Raw genomic sequence first — 15,610 nt, forward strand, 5'->3', positions numbered from 1 at the left:
AATGAAAAAAATTATTGCGCCGACAATGGCTCAGGCAATCGAAAAAGTGAAGCAGGAACTTGGCGGCGACGCCGTTATTTTTCATACTAAAAAAGTGACAAAGGGGCGCTTCTTTAATCTTTTTAAGAGAGAAAGTGTAGAAGTCCTTGCCGCCAATGATACAGATACGGATTTTTCATTAAAAGATTTGCCGAAAAATGCCGAAAAAAAGCATAGCGGATTCTCGGAGACTGCAGCGGATCGGGTGGGTTTACCCTTTCGTAAAGTCACAAGTAAAGTGGATCGGATATTTTCGGGTCCGGAATATCTGGACAGTCTGCGCGTACGGTTACTTAATCAGGGCCTGGATGAAGGACATGTGGATTCATTGATTAAAACAATGGTAAAGAAATGGTATCAAAGTGATGAATCAATGGATGATTTGGAACTGGAGCGTTCGTTGAAAGCGTTGCTCGTTCAGCGCCTTAATCCTGTGCGATTCCAGAATCAGTCCTCGAATGAGCGCTTCACTATGTTTATCGGTCCGACAGGAGTCGGCAAAACGACGACTATAGCAAAGATTGCCGGGCGAGAAATTCTTGAGGGCGGGAAAAGAATAGCTTTTATCACAACGGATACTTTTAGAATAGCGGCGATTAATCAGTTGAAAATGTATGCGGATATTCTGAACGTTCCCATAGAAGTTGCGTACAGCCAAAAAGATCTACATGATCTTGTTCTGAAATATGCGGAGTATGACCATGTGTTCATTGATACTGCAGGACGCAATTTTCAAGATGAGCGGTATGTCCAAGATATCGGTGAACTGATTCGAGATGATCCGCAGATCGATCTACGCCTTGTTCTTGCAGCAACAGCGAAGTATGCAGATCTGAATTCACTGGTGCACAGTTTTCAGAGGTTATCAGCTAATCAGCTGATTATAACTAAATTGGATGAAACAACGACATATGGAGCGGTTGTCAGTACTCTCCTCCATTTCCCTGAAAAACGTGTTTTATACATAACTGATGGGCAGGAAGTTCCTGATGACCTGAGAATCCCGAATGTAAACGAACTGATTAACCTAATGCTGGGTGATAAAAATGATGAATGATCAGGCAGAGAGATTAAGAAGATTGGTAAACTCCAGTAAAGTTCAGGATAAAAAAGGCGTTGTGGTTGGCATTTTAAGCGGTAAGGGCGGAGTTGGCAAGTCGGTTTTCAGCATTAATTTTTCGATCTCTCTGTCTCAAATGGGTAAGAAAGTGCTTATTATTGATCTGGATGTCGGTATGGGCAATATTGATCATCTGCTCGGAAAGCCCGCGAAATACAATATCGCTGACAGCATTCATGACAAGCTGCGACTCGACGATGTGATATTTACCGGTCCAGGGAATATATCGTGTATTTCCGGAGGCAACGGCATGGACAATCTGTTCAGGCTTGAGGAACAAAACTTGAGCGTTTTTCTCGAGCAGATCGAGCGGATTCGAAAGAAATATGATTATGTTCTATTTGATTTTGGTGCGGGAGTGTCAGAAGACATGATTCATTTTCTTCTGGCTGCCCACCAAATTATTCTCGTAACAACACCTGAACCTCCTGCTATGGCTGACGCATATTCTGCCCTAAAGCTTCTTCTGCCAAACAATCAGAATCTTCAGGTATCATGTGTGGTCAATATGGTTGAAAATTTGCAGGAGGGGAGGGAAACGTGGGAAAGGCTTTCAGGAGCTTCCGCCCGGTTTATGGGAAAGGGAATTAAATGGCTGACTGCTTTGCATCGGGATCGTGCCGTTTTGCGGTCTGTGAAAGAACAGGTTCCTTGTGTGTTGCAGTATCCCCGTTCAAAATACAGTGTTGAGATGAAACTATTAGCGAGTTCATTTATCATTGGAGAACAGACGGGTGAAGCGGCCTTTTCAGGAAAAACGTACTCTTTTTCAACTCGTGTAAAGTCCTACTTCAGAATGTTTGGGGGGAAGAAACTATGAATCCTGTACGCGTGCTCGTGGTCGACGATTCGGCGTTCATGCGTCAGACTCTGAAGGCAATGATTGAAGAGGATTCAGATCTTCAGGTTGTCGCTACCGCAAGAGATGGTGAAGATGCGTTAAAAAAGATTGCCCGGTACCATCCCGATGTCGTAACGCTCGACATTATCATGTCCGGCGAAAAAGACGGCCTGCAGGTTCTTCATGATATTATGACCGACATCCCTACCCCAACGATCATGGTCAGCGGCGCGAGTGATGAAAATGTGAATTATGTCATAGAGGCGATCAGCAACGGAGCCTTCGATTTCATTTTTAAACCTTCCGGGAAAGCATCAGAAATTGAACGCATTGAACTTGAATTACAAACAAAAATAAAAGAGGCTTCAATCTCGAAAATTCACCGAACGTGTGCAGACGATGTGAAAAAATCTGCATTGAAGGATGTCACCCTGTCTGTAAACAACATCGATAAGACGAGAAACGAATCTCTTGTTTTTATCGGAACATCGACAGGCGGACCAAGAGCATTGCAAACAGTGATACCTGGCCTCAAGAAGGGTTTGCCGGCTCCTGTTCTTGTTGTTCAGCATATGCCGCCCAAATTTACCAAATCCTTGGCGGACAGGCTTTGCAGAATGTCCGAGTTGGCTGTCACAGAAGCGGTGGAAGGGGAGGTTCTTTCCAACGGCCATGTCTACATTGCTCCAGGCGGTTTACACTTGCAGGTTAAAGAAAATGAGGATGGAAAGCTCTATGTCCATCTGCTGGATACACCGCCGGTTCACGGAGTCAAGCCTTCTGCGGATGTCACATTGAATTCACTTCTGGAAATACGCGAACGGTCATTTGTCGTTGCGATACTAACAGGAATGGGCAGGGACGGTGCGGATGGCATTACCGCGTTGAAAGATAGCGGAGCCGATGTCCATGTTATAGCGGAATCAGAGGAATCTTGTGTTGTATTCGGCATGCCGAGAGCGGCGATAGAAACAAATAAAGTGGATGAAATTTGTCGGATTAATCAGGTTGCAGCGGCTATCTGCCAACAATTTGGCCTTAAGGGAGATGAATGAAAATGGATATGAGCCAGTATTTAAGTGTATTTATTGATGAAGCCAGAGAGCATTTACAGAATCTGAATGATAAATTAATGGAACTTGAAGAAAAAAAAGAGGATCCTGAATTGATCAACAGTATTTTTAGATCAGCTCATACTCTGAAAGGAAGCTCTGGTCAAATGGGATTCAGTACCATGATGGAGCTGACGCATACGATGGAAAACGTATTTGACGCGCTTCGCCATCAAAAGGCCGTTGTCAGCTCAAACATGGTCGATGTTCTGTTGGAGGCTTTGGACTTACTTGAATCAATGGTTGATTCGATTGAGCAGGGAGGAAACGATAAACTAGATACTGCTGAGACATTGAAAAAGTTACGGGACTTATTGCAGGAGAAGGATCAAACGGTGGCAGAAAGCGTCGGGCCTACTGCCAGTAGGAATGAAAGCACAGCTTCCGGTCTGTCGTATAGCGAATATGATTATGCGGTTGTTGAACAGGCATTGTCGCAGAATATGAGTGTTTTTGAAACCGAAATAACACTCCGGAAAGATTGTGTACTCAAAGCTGCAAGGGCTTTGATGGTCTCTAACGCCCTGGAAGACATCGGCAATATTGTTAAATCGAAACCGTCAACGGAAGATATCGAAAAAGAAGCATTTGACAGAGCATTTACATATGTCGTTGTTACCGACAGAGATGAAGAGACTGTTAGAAAAAAAGTTATGGATATTTCTGAGATTGAAATTGTCACTCTATCTTCCGTGAAGGGCTCCACTGAGAAAAACGAAGAAAATAGCGAAACAAAGGATAAGAAGGAATCGCCAGAAATAGAACGAAAGAGCCAGCCTCAGAAACCCATCGCAAAAACCATTCGCGTTAATCTGGACAGGTTGGATCATCTTCTGAATCTTTTCGAAGAAATGGTTATTGACCGGAGCCGTCTGGAAAAAATATCATCTTCTATGGAGAACCAGGATCTGAAAGAATCTGTCGGAATGCTGAAGCGAGTTTCGGATCAGCTTCAGGAAACGATTCTGAACCTCAGAATGGAACCGGTTGAACAGGTTTTCAACCGATTCCCCAGGATGGTTAGAAGCCTTTCCAAAGAGTTGGACAAAAAAGTTAATCTGGTCATTACAGGCGCGGAAACTGAACTTGATCGTACCGTAATTGACGAGATCGGAGACCCATTAATGCACATGATTCGGAATTCTATGGATCATGGGATTGAGCATCCGGATGTCCGCGAGAAGGCTGGAAAGAATCCGGAAGGAACACTTGCCCTCAGAGCTTATCACAGCGGAAGTCATGTGTTTATCGAGATTGAGGATGACGGAGCAGGCATTAATCGTGAAAAGGTGCTTAAAAAAGCAGTTGAGAAAGGGATCGTATCAGAGGATCGATTAAAAACGCTGACCGACAAAGATATTTATCACCTGCTGTTCGAGTCCGGATTCAGTACTGCGGACAAGATTTCTGACATCTCAGGAAGGGGCGTGGGACTGGACGTTGTTGAAAGCAAAATTCATTCGCTGAGCGGAACTGTTGAAGTAGATTCCACCCCGGGAAAGGGAACAAAGTTTACTGTAAAGCTCCCTCTGACTCTCTCAATTATCAACGCTATGTTAGTTCAGGCGGGTCCGGAAGTTTATGCAATCCCTATTGCATCAATAGCGGAGACAGCGCTTGAAAGAGAGGTAAATGTGCAGACAATTAATCAGTCCCGTGTGATGAGCTTCCGCGAACGTATTGTGCCGCTCATTAATCTTGATGACTATTTGAATGTTACCGATGCTTTTATCAGTGGTGATTCTGTCAACCCCGAGAATGAAAGCTCAAGATCAATCGTTCTTGTTCGTCAGGCAGACAAGGTTGTCGGTGTGGTAGCTGACAAATTATTGGGTTATCAGGATATTGTCATCAAACCGCTTGGAAAATATCTGAAGAACGTCAGAGGATTTTCTGGTGCAACAATTCTTGGTGACGGAAAAGTTGCCCTGATCCTTGACTGCCAGGAATTGATTAACGCCCAGAAGAAAAAAACGCTTAAGCAGAACGCGTGAGGAGGAAAGCGAGATGGAAAATACGGAACAAGAATCAATCAAAGTGATTATGTTTAATCTGGGCAATGAAGTATACGGTGTACCTATTGATCAGGTCCTTTCAATAGAACATCTGGAACCGATCACCCGAGTACCCAACGCCGCTCATTTTGTTGAGGGTGTGATGAACCTGAGGGGACTGATCATACCTGTAATTGACGTTCGGAAGCGGTTCGGGCTTGCTCCCGTCGCTGCAACGAAAGATACTCGTGTTATCGTTGTCGAGACAGATGATCTGCAGGTCGGAATGCTCGTGGATACGGCCAAAGAAGTGACAGATATCAATGTTGACAGCATAGAAAAAACCCCGGAGATTATTGGGGGGCTCGACGCGGGATATATAAACGGTGTTGCCAAACTGGGAAAAGAGAGCCTGATGATTTTACTGAATCTGGATCGTGTGCTCAGCGATCAGGATCTTGATAATCTCAAATTGATTGAGGAGTGAGTGGATGCACAGATTATCCGATTTGCAGTCCATTCATCTTGATTTGCTTAAGGAAGCGGGAAACATAGGCGCCGGGCACGCAGCAACTGCCTTGTCGACACTGCTGCAGAAAAGGATTGAGATGAATATTCCTTCGTTAAAAGTAGTTCCTCTCCCGGAAGTGCTGGACAGAGATGCTGAAAAACATGTTGCCACTTCCTATATTGAGGTGAGCGGGGGGTTTCGAGGCTGCTTTTTCATGATGTTTGAGGTTAATCTGGCAAACAAGTTGATTCGTCAGCTTGTCCCGGATGGTTCTGTCTTTGACAATGATATGGGAAAATCCGCATTCTGTGAAATCAGTAACATTCTATGCGGATCATATTTATCAGCGATATCCAGCTTTTTCCACACACAATTGAACCAGTCCCCTCCAAATTACGCAGTTGATATGGAGGGTGCTATTCTTGGGGAAGGTCTGGTGGAACTTTCGCTTTATGATGATTCGATCCTGTTGATCGAAGCTGAACTTTTTGATCAGGATGAGAAGAATAGGTTCACTGGCGAATTTCTGTTTATCCCACTGCCTGAATCCCTGGATTTACTGTTCAGCATGGCTGAAGGGAAGTCATCTATGTGATTCAGGTCGGGCTCTCTGAAATAAAATATGCTGAAAGTCCTGAGAAGCTAAGAACCATGGGATTGGGCTCCTGTGTGGGGGTTATTATTTACAGTGAGGCCGGCAAATGTGCAGCAATGGCTCATGTGATGCTCCCGGATTCTTCTCTTGCACGGGCCGGTGTGCTTCAGCCAGGAAAATATGCCGACACGGCTGTCCCTGAATTAGTCAGATTGATGACGGACATTCATGGATTTTCCATACGTGCATTAAAAGCCAAAATGGCGGGCGGCGCTGAGATGTTCAGGTCTTCAAGAGTACTGCCAATGGGGAGTATTGGATTGCGCAACACAGAAGCCGTTCGGGTACAGCTTCAGCATTACCGGATTCCACTAATAGCTGAAGAGACTGGCGAAGATTACGGACGGACGGTGGAATTTAATCCTGAGACCGGACTGCTGATGATCCGCACCATTTTTAGCGGCGAGCGGAAAATATAGCCTGGAATTTTAAAAAAAGGGGGAGAGAAAATGGCAAAACCTGATGAGTTGGAACTGGAAAACTGGAACCGCTGGAATGAGGGCAGAGATAAAGATGCAGCGGATTTTCTTCTTCAGCTGTATATGCCTCTTGTACAGTATCATGTTCAGCGAATCAGCGCAGGCCTGCCCCGAAATGTTGACCGAAGTGAGCTTCAGAGCTACGGCCTTATTGGACTCTATGATGCGCTTGAAAAATTTGACAGGCGTCGCGATCTAAAGTTTGATACATATGCTTCTTTCCGCATTAGAGGAGCAATACTGGACGGATTACGCAAAGAGGACTGGATGCCAAGATCTGTGAGGGAAAAAAGCAAACGGATTGAGAAGGCGGTAAACCAGATTGAACAGGAAGAAAAACGTTCCGCATCAATCGAGGAAATAGCAAAAAAATGTGAGATGACAGTCGACGAAGTATCCCAGGTTGTTTCTGAAGGGTTGATTGCCAATCTCCTTTCGCTTGACGATGGGACAACCGGGGGCAAGAGTGATTATCCGGCGGCTTCCATTGAAGATCCTGATGCCATTCTTCCTGATCAGCATCTTATAGAGATGGAAAACCACCGGATACTTGCAGAGCAAATTGATAAACTCAGTGAGAAAGAGCGGCTGGTGGTTTCATTATTTTATTACGAAGGACTGACATTGACCGAAATTGGCCAGGTTCTTGAACTTTCAACTTCGCGTATTTCTCAGCTTCACTCTAAAGCACTTTTAAAGCTGAGACAATATCTTTCAAAAATTGCGTATGAATAAATCTGTATTTTGTCTCCCGGTTTATTTTTCAATACTCCAAATCCAAAAAGAACAAGGCGGTGGCCTGTTTGGCAGCTCTCTGGATCACATTCAATTTTTTGCTCATTATCCTAGCTTTTTACCTGATTCTCCAACTATACCAGCGAATTCGGCTGCTCCAGCAGACCAATTCGAAACAGTTGACTCAAGAAATTGAGGATATATTTGCCGCATATCTGGAAGACGCCCGTGCGGAAAATGACCGTCTTATTTCAACTTTGAATGAATCACTGAAAACCGAACCGTCTTCCCGGCAGAAAAGCACTACAAAAAGAGGGCGTCCGTCGCGTGCAAAAAAAACGGACATTAATCCACAAGTTGAAGAACAGGATCATGACCAGTCAACCCCGTTCAGCCAGGTACTAAAAAATGAAAGTGCGCTGCAGGAATCAGCTGTCGAGAAAAAGGTACCGACGGCAGGTAGAGAGAAAAATGAATGGATGCCGCCTGTCGATGAAGTGAGTGACAAGGTAGAAGAATCACTTTATCTTCAGGCTTTGAAACTGAAGAATAGAGGGAATACTATAACTGAAATTGCGAAAGAGCTCAACCGTGGAAGAGGAGAGGTCGAACTCCTCCTTAAATTTCAGGGCAAAGGTTAAGCTTAATCTTGTCAAGGTGACCCATTTGTGATATATTATCACTTGGTGTCAATCACACACGCCGGTTGATTTGGACATGGGTGCTGGATCTGATTCAGTTGTGTCCAGAGAAGAGGCTGGCGGAGGAATTAAAACCAATAGGAGGAATTTAAGCATGGCAGTTATTTCAATGAAACAGTTGCTGGAATCCGGTGTGCATTTCGGTCATCAGACACGCCGCTGGAATCCAAAGATGAAACCGTTTATCTTTACAGAAAGAAACGGTATTTATATTATTGATCTTCAGAAAACCGTTAAAAAGGTTGAAGAAGCTTATCAGTTTGTCAGGGATATTGCTGCCGACGGTGGAAAAATTTTATTCGTCGGCACAAAGAAGCAGGCTCAGGATTCCGTGAAGTCCGAAGCTGAACGCTCTGGCCAGTATTATGTGAACCAGCGCTGGCTGGGCGGTACTCTGACGAATTTTGAAACGATTCGCACTAGAATCAAGCGACTCAATGAGATTGAAAAGATGCAGGAAGACGGCACTTTTGATGTGCTCCCTAAAAAAGAGGTTGTTGGCCTTAAGAAAGAATGGGCACGCCTTGAAAAGTTCCTGGGCGGTATCAAAAATATGGAGAGTCTTCCACAGGCTCTGTTCGTTATTGATCCGCGCAAGGAAAGGATCGCAATTGCTGAAGCACATAAGTTGAATATTCCGATCATTGCGATCGTTGATACAAATTGTGACCCTGATGAAATTGATGTTGTTATTCCGGGTAATGACGATGCAATTCGCGCTGTGAAACTTCTCACTGGCAAAATGGCTGATGCAATTCTGGAAGCAAATCAGGGCGAAGAAAATGATGAAGCGGCTGCTGTTGCAGAACAGCCTGCTGAAGAAAAAACTGAAGAACCTGTAAAAGCTGAATAAGAGATTGACTGATTTGACAGGGTGATAAAGGGGTCTGCCCTTTATCACTCTTTTCACGAAAAAATAAGGATAAATGTAGGGAGGCTATTACGTGGCTGAAATTAGTGCAAAACTGGTAAAAGAACTTCGTGATTTAACTGGTGCGGGAATCATGGACTGCAAACGCGCACTTACCGAAACAGATGGAGATATTAAGAAAGCTATTGATGTGCTTCGTGAGAAGGGTGTTGCCAAAGCTGCAAAAAAATCAGGAAGAATTGCTGCTGAAGGTCTTGCCGAAGTCAAAGTTGTCGGCGACAAAGCAGTTGCCCTGGAGGTCAATTCGGAGACGGATTTTGTGGCCCAAAATGCCGAGTTTAAAGAATTGCTCAATACTCTTGCAGATCATCTTCTTAAAGAAGAGCCTTCTGATGTTGAAACTGCTTTGAGCCAATCTCTTGCCTCAGGCGAAACGATCTCAGAACATATCACTGCAGCGATCGCCAAGATCGGTGAAAAAATTTCTTTACGTCGTTTCACCGTTCTTCATAAGAGCGAGGGCGAGGTTTTCGGCGCCTACCTGCATATGGGCGGACGTATTGCAGCTCTTGTTAAACTTAAGGGCGGAGATGCTGACACGGCAAAAGATGTAGCCATGCATGTTGCCGCAATCAAACCGCGCTACCTGAAGGAAGAGGATATTCCTGCGGATGTAGTTGCGCATGAGAAAGAAGTATTATCGAAGGAAGCGCTCGGAGAGGGCAAACCGGCGAATATCGTCGAAAAAATGGTCGTCGGACGGTTAAAGAAATTCTTTAAAGAAATTTGTCTCGTTGACCAGCCGTTTGTTAAGGATGGGGACCTCACAGTTAGCGAATTTTTGAAGAGCAAGAATGCGGAAGTAGACGAATTTGTTCGCTATGAAGTCGGAGAAGGTATTGAAAAGAAAACAGAAAATTTTGCTGACGAAGTCAAAGCTCAAATGAAGCAATGATTTGCGCCTGTAATTGTGCTGAAAAGCAGCGCTTCAGCTGCTGCATAATCTCAGCACCTCTGCGAGATATTGGATAAACACAATGGGGCACGGATCGCGTGTCCCATTTTTTAAAAACGGACAAATTCGAGAGGGGCAGATGGAAGATGCCGGACAAAGCAAAATATAAGCGTGTGATTCTTAAGCTGAGCGGAGAGGCTCTTGCCGGGGCAAACGGATTTGGCATAAATCCGAAAGTTATCCGTTCGATCACACAGCAGGTAAAAGAAGTTGTCGATCTTAAGGTCGAAGTGGCCATCGTCGTAGGTGCCGGGAACATTTGGCGGGGAAGGATCGGCAGTGAGATGGGAATGGATCGTGCCCAGGCAGACTACATGGGTATGTTGGCAACTGTGCTTAATGCGCTTGCACTTCAGGACAGTCTCGAAGGTCTGGGAGTAGAAACAAGAGTTCAGACTTCAATTGAAATGCGGCAAGTTGCTGAACCTTACATCCGCAGGCGCGCAATTCGCCACCTTGAAAAGGGGCGTGTGGTTATTTTTGCTGCCGGGACAGGAAATCCCTATTTCTCTACGGATACAACTGCGGCGCTGCGAGCAGCTGAAATTGAAGCTGATGTTATATTAATGGCAAAAAATAATGTCGACGGCGTTTACTCGGCGGATCCAAAAGTTGACAAGAGTGCGAAAAAATATAAAGAAATATCATATTTGCGCGTTCTGAACGAAGGATTGCAGGTCATGGATTCGACAGCTTCCTCATTAAGCATGGATAACGACATTCCATTGATTGTTTTTTCACTATCTGTTGAAGGAAACATTAGACGCGCGGTACTTGGTGAAGATATTGGCACCGTCGTGAAGGGGAGATAAACATGGGACAGAGTGAAGTGCTAAAAGAAGCACAAGAACGGATGGAAAAAACGATAAAAGCCTTCCGGCGAGAACTGGTTACGATTCGTGCTGGACGCGCTAATCCATCAATTCTGAATAAAGTCACAGTCGAATATTACGGAACAGAAACCCCGCTGAAACAAATCGCTTCGATCACGGCACCTGAACCCAGGTTGCTTCTTATTCAGCCTTATGACCGTACGGCCATGGCAAATATCGAACGCGGGATTCTCAAATCGGATCTTGGTATTACACCGACGAATGATGGAACAGTCATCCGTATTGCCATTCCTCCGCTGACAGAGGAAAGACGGGCTGAACTCGTAAAAGTGGTGCGGAAATTTGCCGAGGAAGCAAAGGTCGCTGTTCGAAATGAACGGCGCGAAGCAAACGATCAGATTAAAAAGCTCGAAAAAAGCAATGAACTGACAAAAGATGATGTACGCGAAGCGGAAGACGACATTCAAAAATTGACAAATGAAACAATAAAACGAGTCGATCAAATAACATCTGAGAAGGAAAAGGAAATGATGGATATTTAATCGATGACAGAAATTGTGCCTTCTGAAGGCTTCCAGACAGGAAAGTTCAGGAGGAGCGATCTCAGCGGGAGCAATTGGGGGACGGAAGATGCTTGATAAATTTTCCTTTTTTAAAAATGGAAAATCCGAAAAAAAAGTGCAGGCCTTAAACAATGCCGACAGAATACCGGAGCATGTCGCTATTATTATGGACGGCAATGGGCGCTGGGCCCAGCGGAGAGGCCTGCCAAGAATAGCCGGGCATCGTGAAGCTCTGAAGACGATTAAGAAAATTACTTATGCGGCTCAGCATATGGGCGTCAAAGTATTAACACTTTACGCTTTTTCAACAGAAAATTGGAAACGTCCTAAAGCGGAAGTGGATTTTTTGATGAAGCTTCCCGAACAGTTTCTAAACTTTTATCTTGCTGAATTGATTGCCAATAATGTTCAGGTCCGGGTTATGGGAGATATGAGTCCCATCCCCGCCCACACGATAAGTGCTGTGAATACGGCTATTGAAAAAACAAGAGAAAACACCGGGCTGATACTCAATTTTGCGCTGAATTACGGAAGCCATGCCGAAATTGTTGGTGCTGTCCGATCAATCGTTCAGGATGTTTTGGATCAGAGCCTTGAGCCTGAAAACATAAACGAGAAGACATTTTCAGATCGAATGATCAGTCCTTCGCTTCCGAATCCTGATTTGTTAATTCGCACTGGCGGAGAAATTCGTCTGAGTAACTTCATGCTTTGGCAGATGGCTTATACTGAGCTCTATTTCACGAAAGTCTACTGGCCGGATTTCAGCGAAGAGGATCTTAGTGCAGCTATCTACGAATTTTCAACCCGGCAACGACGATACGGAGGAATAAAGGGAGAAGGGAACGGAGACAAGTGAGACAGCGAATCATAACGGGATTCATTGCCGGAGCCCTGTATCTCGCTTTTTTGTTTGTCGGCTCCATTCCATTTTCTATATTTATCGCATCAATCGCTGTTGTTTCATATTTGGAATTGACTGATATGAAAAGGATCAGATTATTTTCACCGGGAGTTCTTGCCGGTGCTTCCGCTGTGGCTGCCACAGTTCTCTCGGCAACTTTTATGGGAGGGCATATGTTCAGCGATTTATATATTAAATTATTGATCCTGCTGGTTCTGATCTTGCTGGGATCTCTGGTTTTTTCAAAAAATCGATTTCACGCGGAACAAGCTTCTTTTATTTTCTTCTCTGTAGTTTACATAGGGCTTCCGTTTTATTTGCTCGTCCAGCTGCGCCTTGAAGGCCTTTTTATGGCGCTTTTTGTTCAAATAACTATGTGGGCAACGGACAGCGGAGCATATTTTGCCGGGCGGCGGTTTGGCAGTCACAAGCTGGCCCCGCACATCAGTCCCAAAAAAACAATTGAAGGCTCCGTTGGCGGAGTAATTGCAGCATTGGCAATTGCTTTTATTTTTCAGGCGATTTTCCGTAAACCGATATTTACATCCTGGGAAATACAGTGGACTGTTGCGATCGTCGTCTCACTTCTAGGTCAGGTCGGTGATCTGGCTGAATCAGCGATCAAACGCTTTTTCAATGTTAAAGATTCTGGTACTGTCCTGCCGGGACATGGCGGTTTTCTTGACCGGTTTGACAGCCTAATATTTATTCTCCCTGTTCTATACTTGTTAGGAATTATCAGCTGATTATGGAGGGATTGCTTTGAAACGTATCAGCTTACTGGGGGCGACAGGCTCAGTCGGTACTCAGACGTTGTCAGTCATTCGGGAACATCCTGATGAATTTTCCGTTTCTGCCTTTTCTTTTGGTGAAAATATACAGATGGCACTACCACTTATAAAAGAATTCTCCCCCAAGCTAATTGCTGTAAAAAACCGGCAGACAGCCGAACGGATCAGGCCAATGCTTCCAGGCAACGTAAAAGTTGTGTATGGAATTGAAGGTATGATCGAAGCCGCTGCTTTTCCAGATAGCGATATGCTGGTCAATGCCGTTCTAGGCAGCATTGGCTTGGAGCCAACACTGGCTGCCATTGAATCACGGAAAATAATAGGGATCGCAAATAAAGAAACGCTGGTCACTGCGGGTCACCTTGTCATGAAACAGGCAAAAAAATACGATGTGTCTGTTCTTCCGATCGACAGCGAGCATTCAGCTATTTTTCAGTCATTGCAGGGACAGGACAGGAAAGCGCTGTCGCGCTTAATTCTCACAGCATCGGGTGGCGTTTTCAGAGATCTGACCCGTAATGAGCTTGAGAATGTCACTGTAGCCGATGCAGTAAAGCATCCAAATTGGTCCATGGGCGCGAAACTAACAGTTGATACATCGACGATGATGAATAAGGGGCTGGAAGTGATTGAGGCGCACTGGCTTTTTGATGTGCCTTACGAACGGATCGACATTGTAATACACAGAGAGAGTATTGTCCACTCCCTTGTTGAATATCATGATCATAGCATGATTGCACAATTGGGCATGCCCAGTATGCTTGTTCCGATTCAATACGCTCTTTCTTATCCCTCAAGACTTGAACTAAAGCAAACAAAAAGGTTAAACTTATGGGAAATAGGAACGCTCCATTTCCAAAAAGTGGACACGAGCAGATATCCGGCTGTTAGGCTGGCCTATGAAGCAGGAAATGCCGGAGGCTCTATGCCAACCGTCCTTAACGCAGCAAATGAATCGGCCGTTGACTTATTCCTGGATGGAAGAATTAAATTTCTCGATATTGAACCGCTGGTGAAAAATGCTCTGGACCATCATGTGCTGATCCCTTCTCCGGATCTTGAAGCTATAGAAGAGACAGATGCGCAGACACGCCGTTTTGTAAAGTCTCTTATTAATTAAAAAAAAGAGTGCAGAGGTGAACGATTGTGGAAACATTAATCGTCGTCGTTATCATTTTCGGGTTGCTTGTTTCGATTCACGAGCTTGGTCATCTGATTGTTGCCAAGAAAAGCGGTATTTTATGCCGTGAATACGCGATCGGTTTCGGTCCGAAAATATTTTCGATCAAAAAAGGCGAAACAGTTTATACTCTGCGCCTTCTGCCCATTGGCGGTTACGTGCGGATGGCAGGCGAAGATCCTGAAATAGTTGAAATCAAACCGGGACAGCAGATTGGACTATTTTTCAACCGGGATGGAAAGGTTGGCCGCCTGGTTGCCGATCATCTTGAAAAATATCCCCAGTCCAGATTTTTTACCGTTGAACATTGTGATATTGAAAAAGAGCTCTATATATCAGGCTATGAAGAAGAGAACGGCCCGCTCGTTCGCTATAATATTGACAGAAAGGCGACCTATGTATCCGATAATCAGGATTTTCAGATCGCGCCGCTAGACAGGCAGTTTTCCTCAAAGTCTCTTCTTAAAAGATTCCTCACCATTTTTGCGGGCCCGTTCATGAATCTGGTGCTCGCGGTAGTGGTGTTCATTATCTTTTACAGTATTCAGGGTGTACCAACGGACGCCCCGAGACTTGGGGAACTGATCAAAGGATATCCAGCACAGAAGGCGGGACTCCTGGTAAATGATAAAATACTGCGGATTAATGAGCAGAGAATCGGAAGCTGGAATGATATTGTCAGTTATGTTCAGAAACGTCCGAAAGAGAAAATGACTTTCACCATTGAACGGAACGGACAAGTCAGTCATGTCTCCCTTACTTCAGGTCAGCGAAATGGTGAAAAAAAAGGTACAAAAGAAGGGCTGATCGGCGCGTACAGTCCAACCGTACACTCTATTCCTGCCTCATTTAGTGCTGGCGTGAAACAAACGGCTTACTGGATTACTATGGAGCTGAACGGGCTTAAAACGATGGTCACTGGAGGATTTAATCTAAACGATCTTGCCGGTCCAGCACGCATGTATCAGATGACTGGAGAAGTCGTTCAGCAAGGGCTGGTACTTGTTCTGAACTGGACCGCATTTCTCAGTGTCAATCTCGCGGTCATTAATCTGCTCCCGCTGCCCGCTCTTGATGGCGGCCGCCTGCTGTTTCTGATTATTGAGGCCCTCCGGGGGAAACCTATTGAACCTCAGAAAGAGGCGCTTGTTCATTTTATCGGCTTCGCTTTCCTTATGCTGCTCATGCTGCTTGTGACTTGGAATGATCTGCAGAATATATTTATGCGTTAGAAGATTGTTAAACATTGAACTGATAATTTGAGGT

Annotated in this window: 17 protein-coding genes; all 17 read left to right on the plus strand. The window is 44.8% G+C overall.

Features of this window, described 5'->3' with window-relative positions:
• The first annotated feature begins 1 nt into the window (after nt 1).
• The 17 genes from E4665_RS01085 (at nt 2) to rseP (ending at nt 15,576) form a co-directional block, all read left to right on the plus strand.
• A complete protein-coding gene (locus tag E4665_RS01085) occupies nt 2–1,096 on the plus strand; it encodes a flagellar biosynthesis protein FlhF (RefSeq protein WP_241654580.1) in 1,095 nt (364 codons plus the stop codon).
• The gene (locus tag E4665_RS01090) at nt 1,089–1,979 is read left to right on the plus strand and encodes a MinD/ParA family protein (RefSeq protein WP_241654581.1); all 891 of its coding nucleotides are present in this window, start codon (nt 1,089–1,091) and stop codon (nt 1,977–1,979) included. Before E4665_RS01085 ends, E4665_RS01090 begins: the two co-directional genes overlap by 8 nt.
• On the plus strand, nt 1,976–3,055 hold the full coding sequence (locus tag E4665_RS01095; RefSeq protein ID WP_135346946.1) for a protein-glutamate methylesterase/protein-glutamine glutaminase: 1,080 nt from the start codon (nt 1,976–1,978) through the stop codon (nt 3,053–3,055). The genes E4665_RS01090 and E4665_RS01095 overlap by 4 nt, the downstream gene beginning before the upstream one ends.
• 2 nt (nt 3,056–3,057) lie before the next feature.
• Complete coding sequence (locus E4665_RS01100; protein ID WP_135346947.1) at nt 3,058–5,106, plus strand: chemotaxis protein CheA; 2,049 nt, start codon at nt 3,058–3,060, stop codon at nt 5,104–5,106.
• A gap of 13 nt (nt 5,107–5,119) precedes the next feature.
• Entirely contained in the window at nt 5,120–5,593 is a 474-nt protein-coding gene (locus E4665_RS01105; RefSeq protein WP_135346948.1) for a chemotaxis protein CheW, read from the plus strand.
• Between the two features lie 4 nt (nt 5,594–5,597).
• Complete coding sequence (locus E4665_RS01110) at nt 5,598–6,212, plus strand: chemotaxis protein CheC (RefSeq protein WP_135346949.1); 615 nt, start codon at nt 5,598–5,600, stop codon at nt 6,210–6,212.
• Nucleotides 6,209–6,691 (plus strand): chemotaxis protein CheD, encoded by a 483-nt coding sequence (locus tag E4665_RS01115; protein WP_135346950.1) that lies wholly within the window; start codon nt 6,209–6,211, stop codon nt 6,689–6,691. The genes E4665_RS01110 and E4665_RS01115 overlap by 4 nt, the downstream gene beginning before the upstream one ends.
• Before the next feature lie 30 nt (nt 6,692–6,721).
• The gene (locus tag E4665_RS01120) at nt 6,722–7,486 is read left to right on the plus strand and encodes a FliA/WhiG family RNA polymerase sigma factor (RefSeq protein WP_135346951.1); all 765 of its coding nucleotides are present in this window, start codon (nt 6,722–6,724) and stop codon (nt 7,484–7,486) included.
• A 68-nt stretch (nt 7,487–7,554) separates the two neighbouring features.
• Nucleotides 7,555–8,127 (plus strand): hypothetical protein, encoded by a 573-nt coding sequence (locus E4665_RS01125; RefSeq protein WP_135346952.1) that lies wholly within the window; start codon nt 7,555–7,557, stop codon nt 8,125–8,127.
• 154 nt (nt 8,128–8,281) lie between these two features.
• Nucleotides 8,282–9,040, plus strand: coding sequence for a 30S ribosomal protein S2 (gene rpsB / locus E4665_RS01130; RefSeq protein WP_135346953.1), 759 nt, complete (start codon nt 8,282–8,284; stop codon nt 9,038–9,040).
• 91 nt (nt 9,041–9,131) lie between these two features.
• Nucleotides 9,132–10,013, plus strand: a complete 882-nt coding sequence (gene tsf / locus E4665_RS01135) for a translation elongation factor Ts (protein WP_135346954.1) — start codon at nt 9,132–9,134, stop codon at nt 10,011–10,013.
• 146 nt (nt 10,014–10,159) lie between these two features.
• Nucleotides 10,160–10,885 carry a UMP kinase gene (pyrH, locus tag E4665_RS01140; RefSeq protein WP_135346955.1) on the plus strand — a complete coding sequence of 242 codons (726 nt, stop codon included), beginning with the start codon at nt 10,160–10,162 and terminating at the stop codon, nt 10,883–10,885.
• Between the two features lie 2 nt (nt 10,886–10,887).
• On the plus strand, nt 10,888–11,448 hold the full coding sequence (gene frr / locus E4665_RS01145) for a ribosome recycling factor (RefSeq protein ID WP_135346956.1): 561 nt from the start codon (nt 10,888–10,890) through the stop codon (nt 11,446–11,448).
• A gap of 88 nt (nt 11,449–11,536) precedes the next feature.
• On the plus strand, nt 11,537–12,328 hold the full coding sequence (locus E4665_RS01150) for an isoprenyl transferase (RefSeq protein ID WP_135346957.1): 792 nt from the start codon (nt 11,537–11,539) through the stop codon (nt 12,326–12,328).
• Nucleotides 12,325–13,119: a phosphatidate cytidylyltransferase gene (locus E4665_RS01155; protein ID WP_135346958.1), complete on the plus strand. Its 795-nt coding sequence runs from the start codon at nt 12,325–12,327 to the stop codon at nt 13,117–13,119. Before E4665_RS01150 ends, E4665_RS01155 begins: the two co-directional genes overlap by 4 nt.
• A 16-nt stretch (nt 13,120–13,135) precedes the next feature.
• A complete protein-coding gene (dxr, locus tag E4665_RS01160; protein ID WP_135346959.1) occupies nt 13,136–14,284 on the plus strand; it encodes a 1-deoxy-D-xylulose-5-phosphate reductoisomerase in 1,149 nt (382 codons plus the stop codon).
• 26 nt (nt 14,285–14,310) lie between these two features.
• Nucleotides 14,311–15,576 (plus strand): RIP metalloprotease RseP, encoded by a 1,266-nt coding sequence (gene rseP, locus E4665_RS01165; protein WP_135346960.1) that lies wholly within the window; start codon nt 14,311–14,313, stop codon nt 15,574–15,576.
• Nucleotides 15,577–15,610 lie beyond the last annotated feature (34 nt).

Origin of the sequence: Sporolactobacillus shoreae, assembly GCF_004684935.1 — a bacterium.
In the GTDB taxonomy this organism is placed as follows: Bacteria; Bacillota; Bacilli; order Bacillales; family Sporolactobacillaceae; genus Sporolactobacillus; species Sporolactobacillus shoreae.

Bases quoted from the DNA above. Each gene is read 5' to 3' on its own strand.
- E4665_RS01095 (WP_135346946.1), top strand. From the start codon at position 1,976: ATGAATCCTGTACGCGTGCTCGTGGTCGACGATTCGGCGTTCATGCGT.
- E4665_RS01120 (WP_135346951.1), top strand. From the start codon at position 6,722: ATGGCAAAACCTGATGAGTTGGAACTGGAAAACTGGAACCGCTGGAAT.
- frr (WP_135346956.1), top strand. From the start codon at position 10,888: ATGGGACAGAGTGAAGTGCTAAAAGAAGCACAAGAACGGATGGAAAAA.
- E4665_RS01090 (WP_241654581.1), top strand. From the start codon at position 1,089: ATGAATGATCAGGCAGAGAGATTAAGAAGATTGGTAAACTCCAGTAAA.
- E4665_RS01085 (WP_241654580.1), top strand. From the start codon at position 2: ATGAAAAAAATTATTGCGCCGACAATGGCTCAGGCAATCGAAAAAGTG.
- E4665_RS01105 (WP_135346948.1), top strand. From the start codon at position 5,120: ATGGAAAATACGGAACAAGAATCAATCAAAGTGATTATGTTTAATCTG.
- E4665_RS01110 (WP_135346949.1), top strand. From the start codon at position 5,598: ATGCACAGATTATCCGATTTGCAGTCCATTCATCTTGATTTGCTTAAG.
- rpsB (WP_135346953.1), top strand. From the start codon at position 8,282: ATGGCAGTTATTTCAATGAAACAGTTGCTGGAATCCGGTGTGCATTTC.
- E4665_RS01150 (WP_135346957.1), top strand. From the start codon at position 11,537: ATGCTTGATAAATTTTCCTTTTTTAAAAATGGAAAATCCGAAAAAAAA.
- E4665_RS01100 (WP_135346947.1), top strand. From the start codon at position 3,058: ATGGATATGAGCCAGTATTTAAGTGTATTTATTGATGAAGCCAGAGAG.
- pyrH (WP_135346955.1), top strand. From the start codon at position 10,160: ATGCCGGACAAAGCAAAATATAAGCGTGTGATTCTTAAGCTGAGCGGA.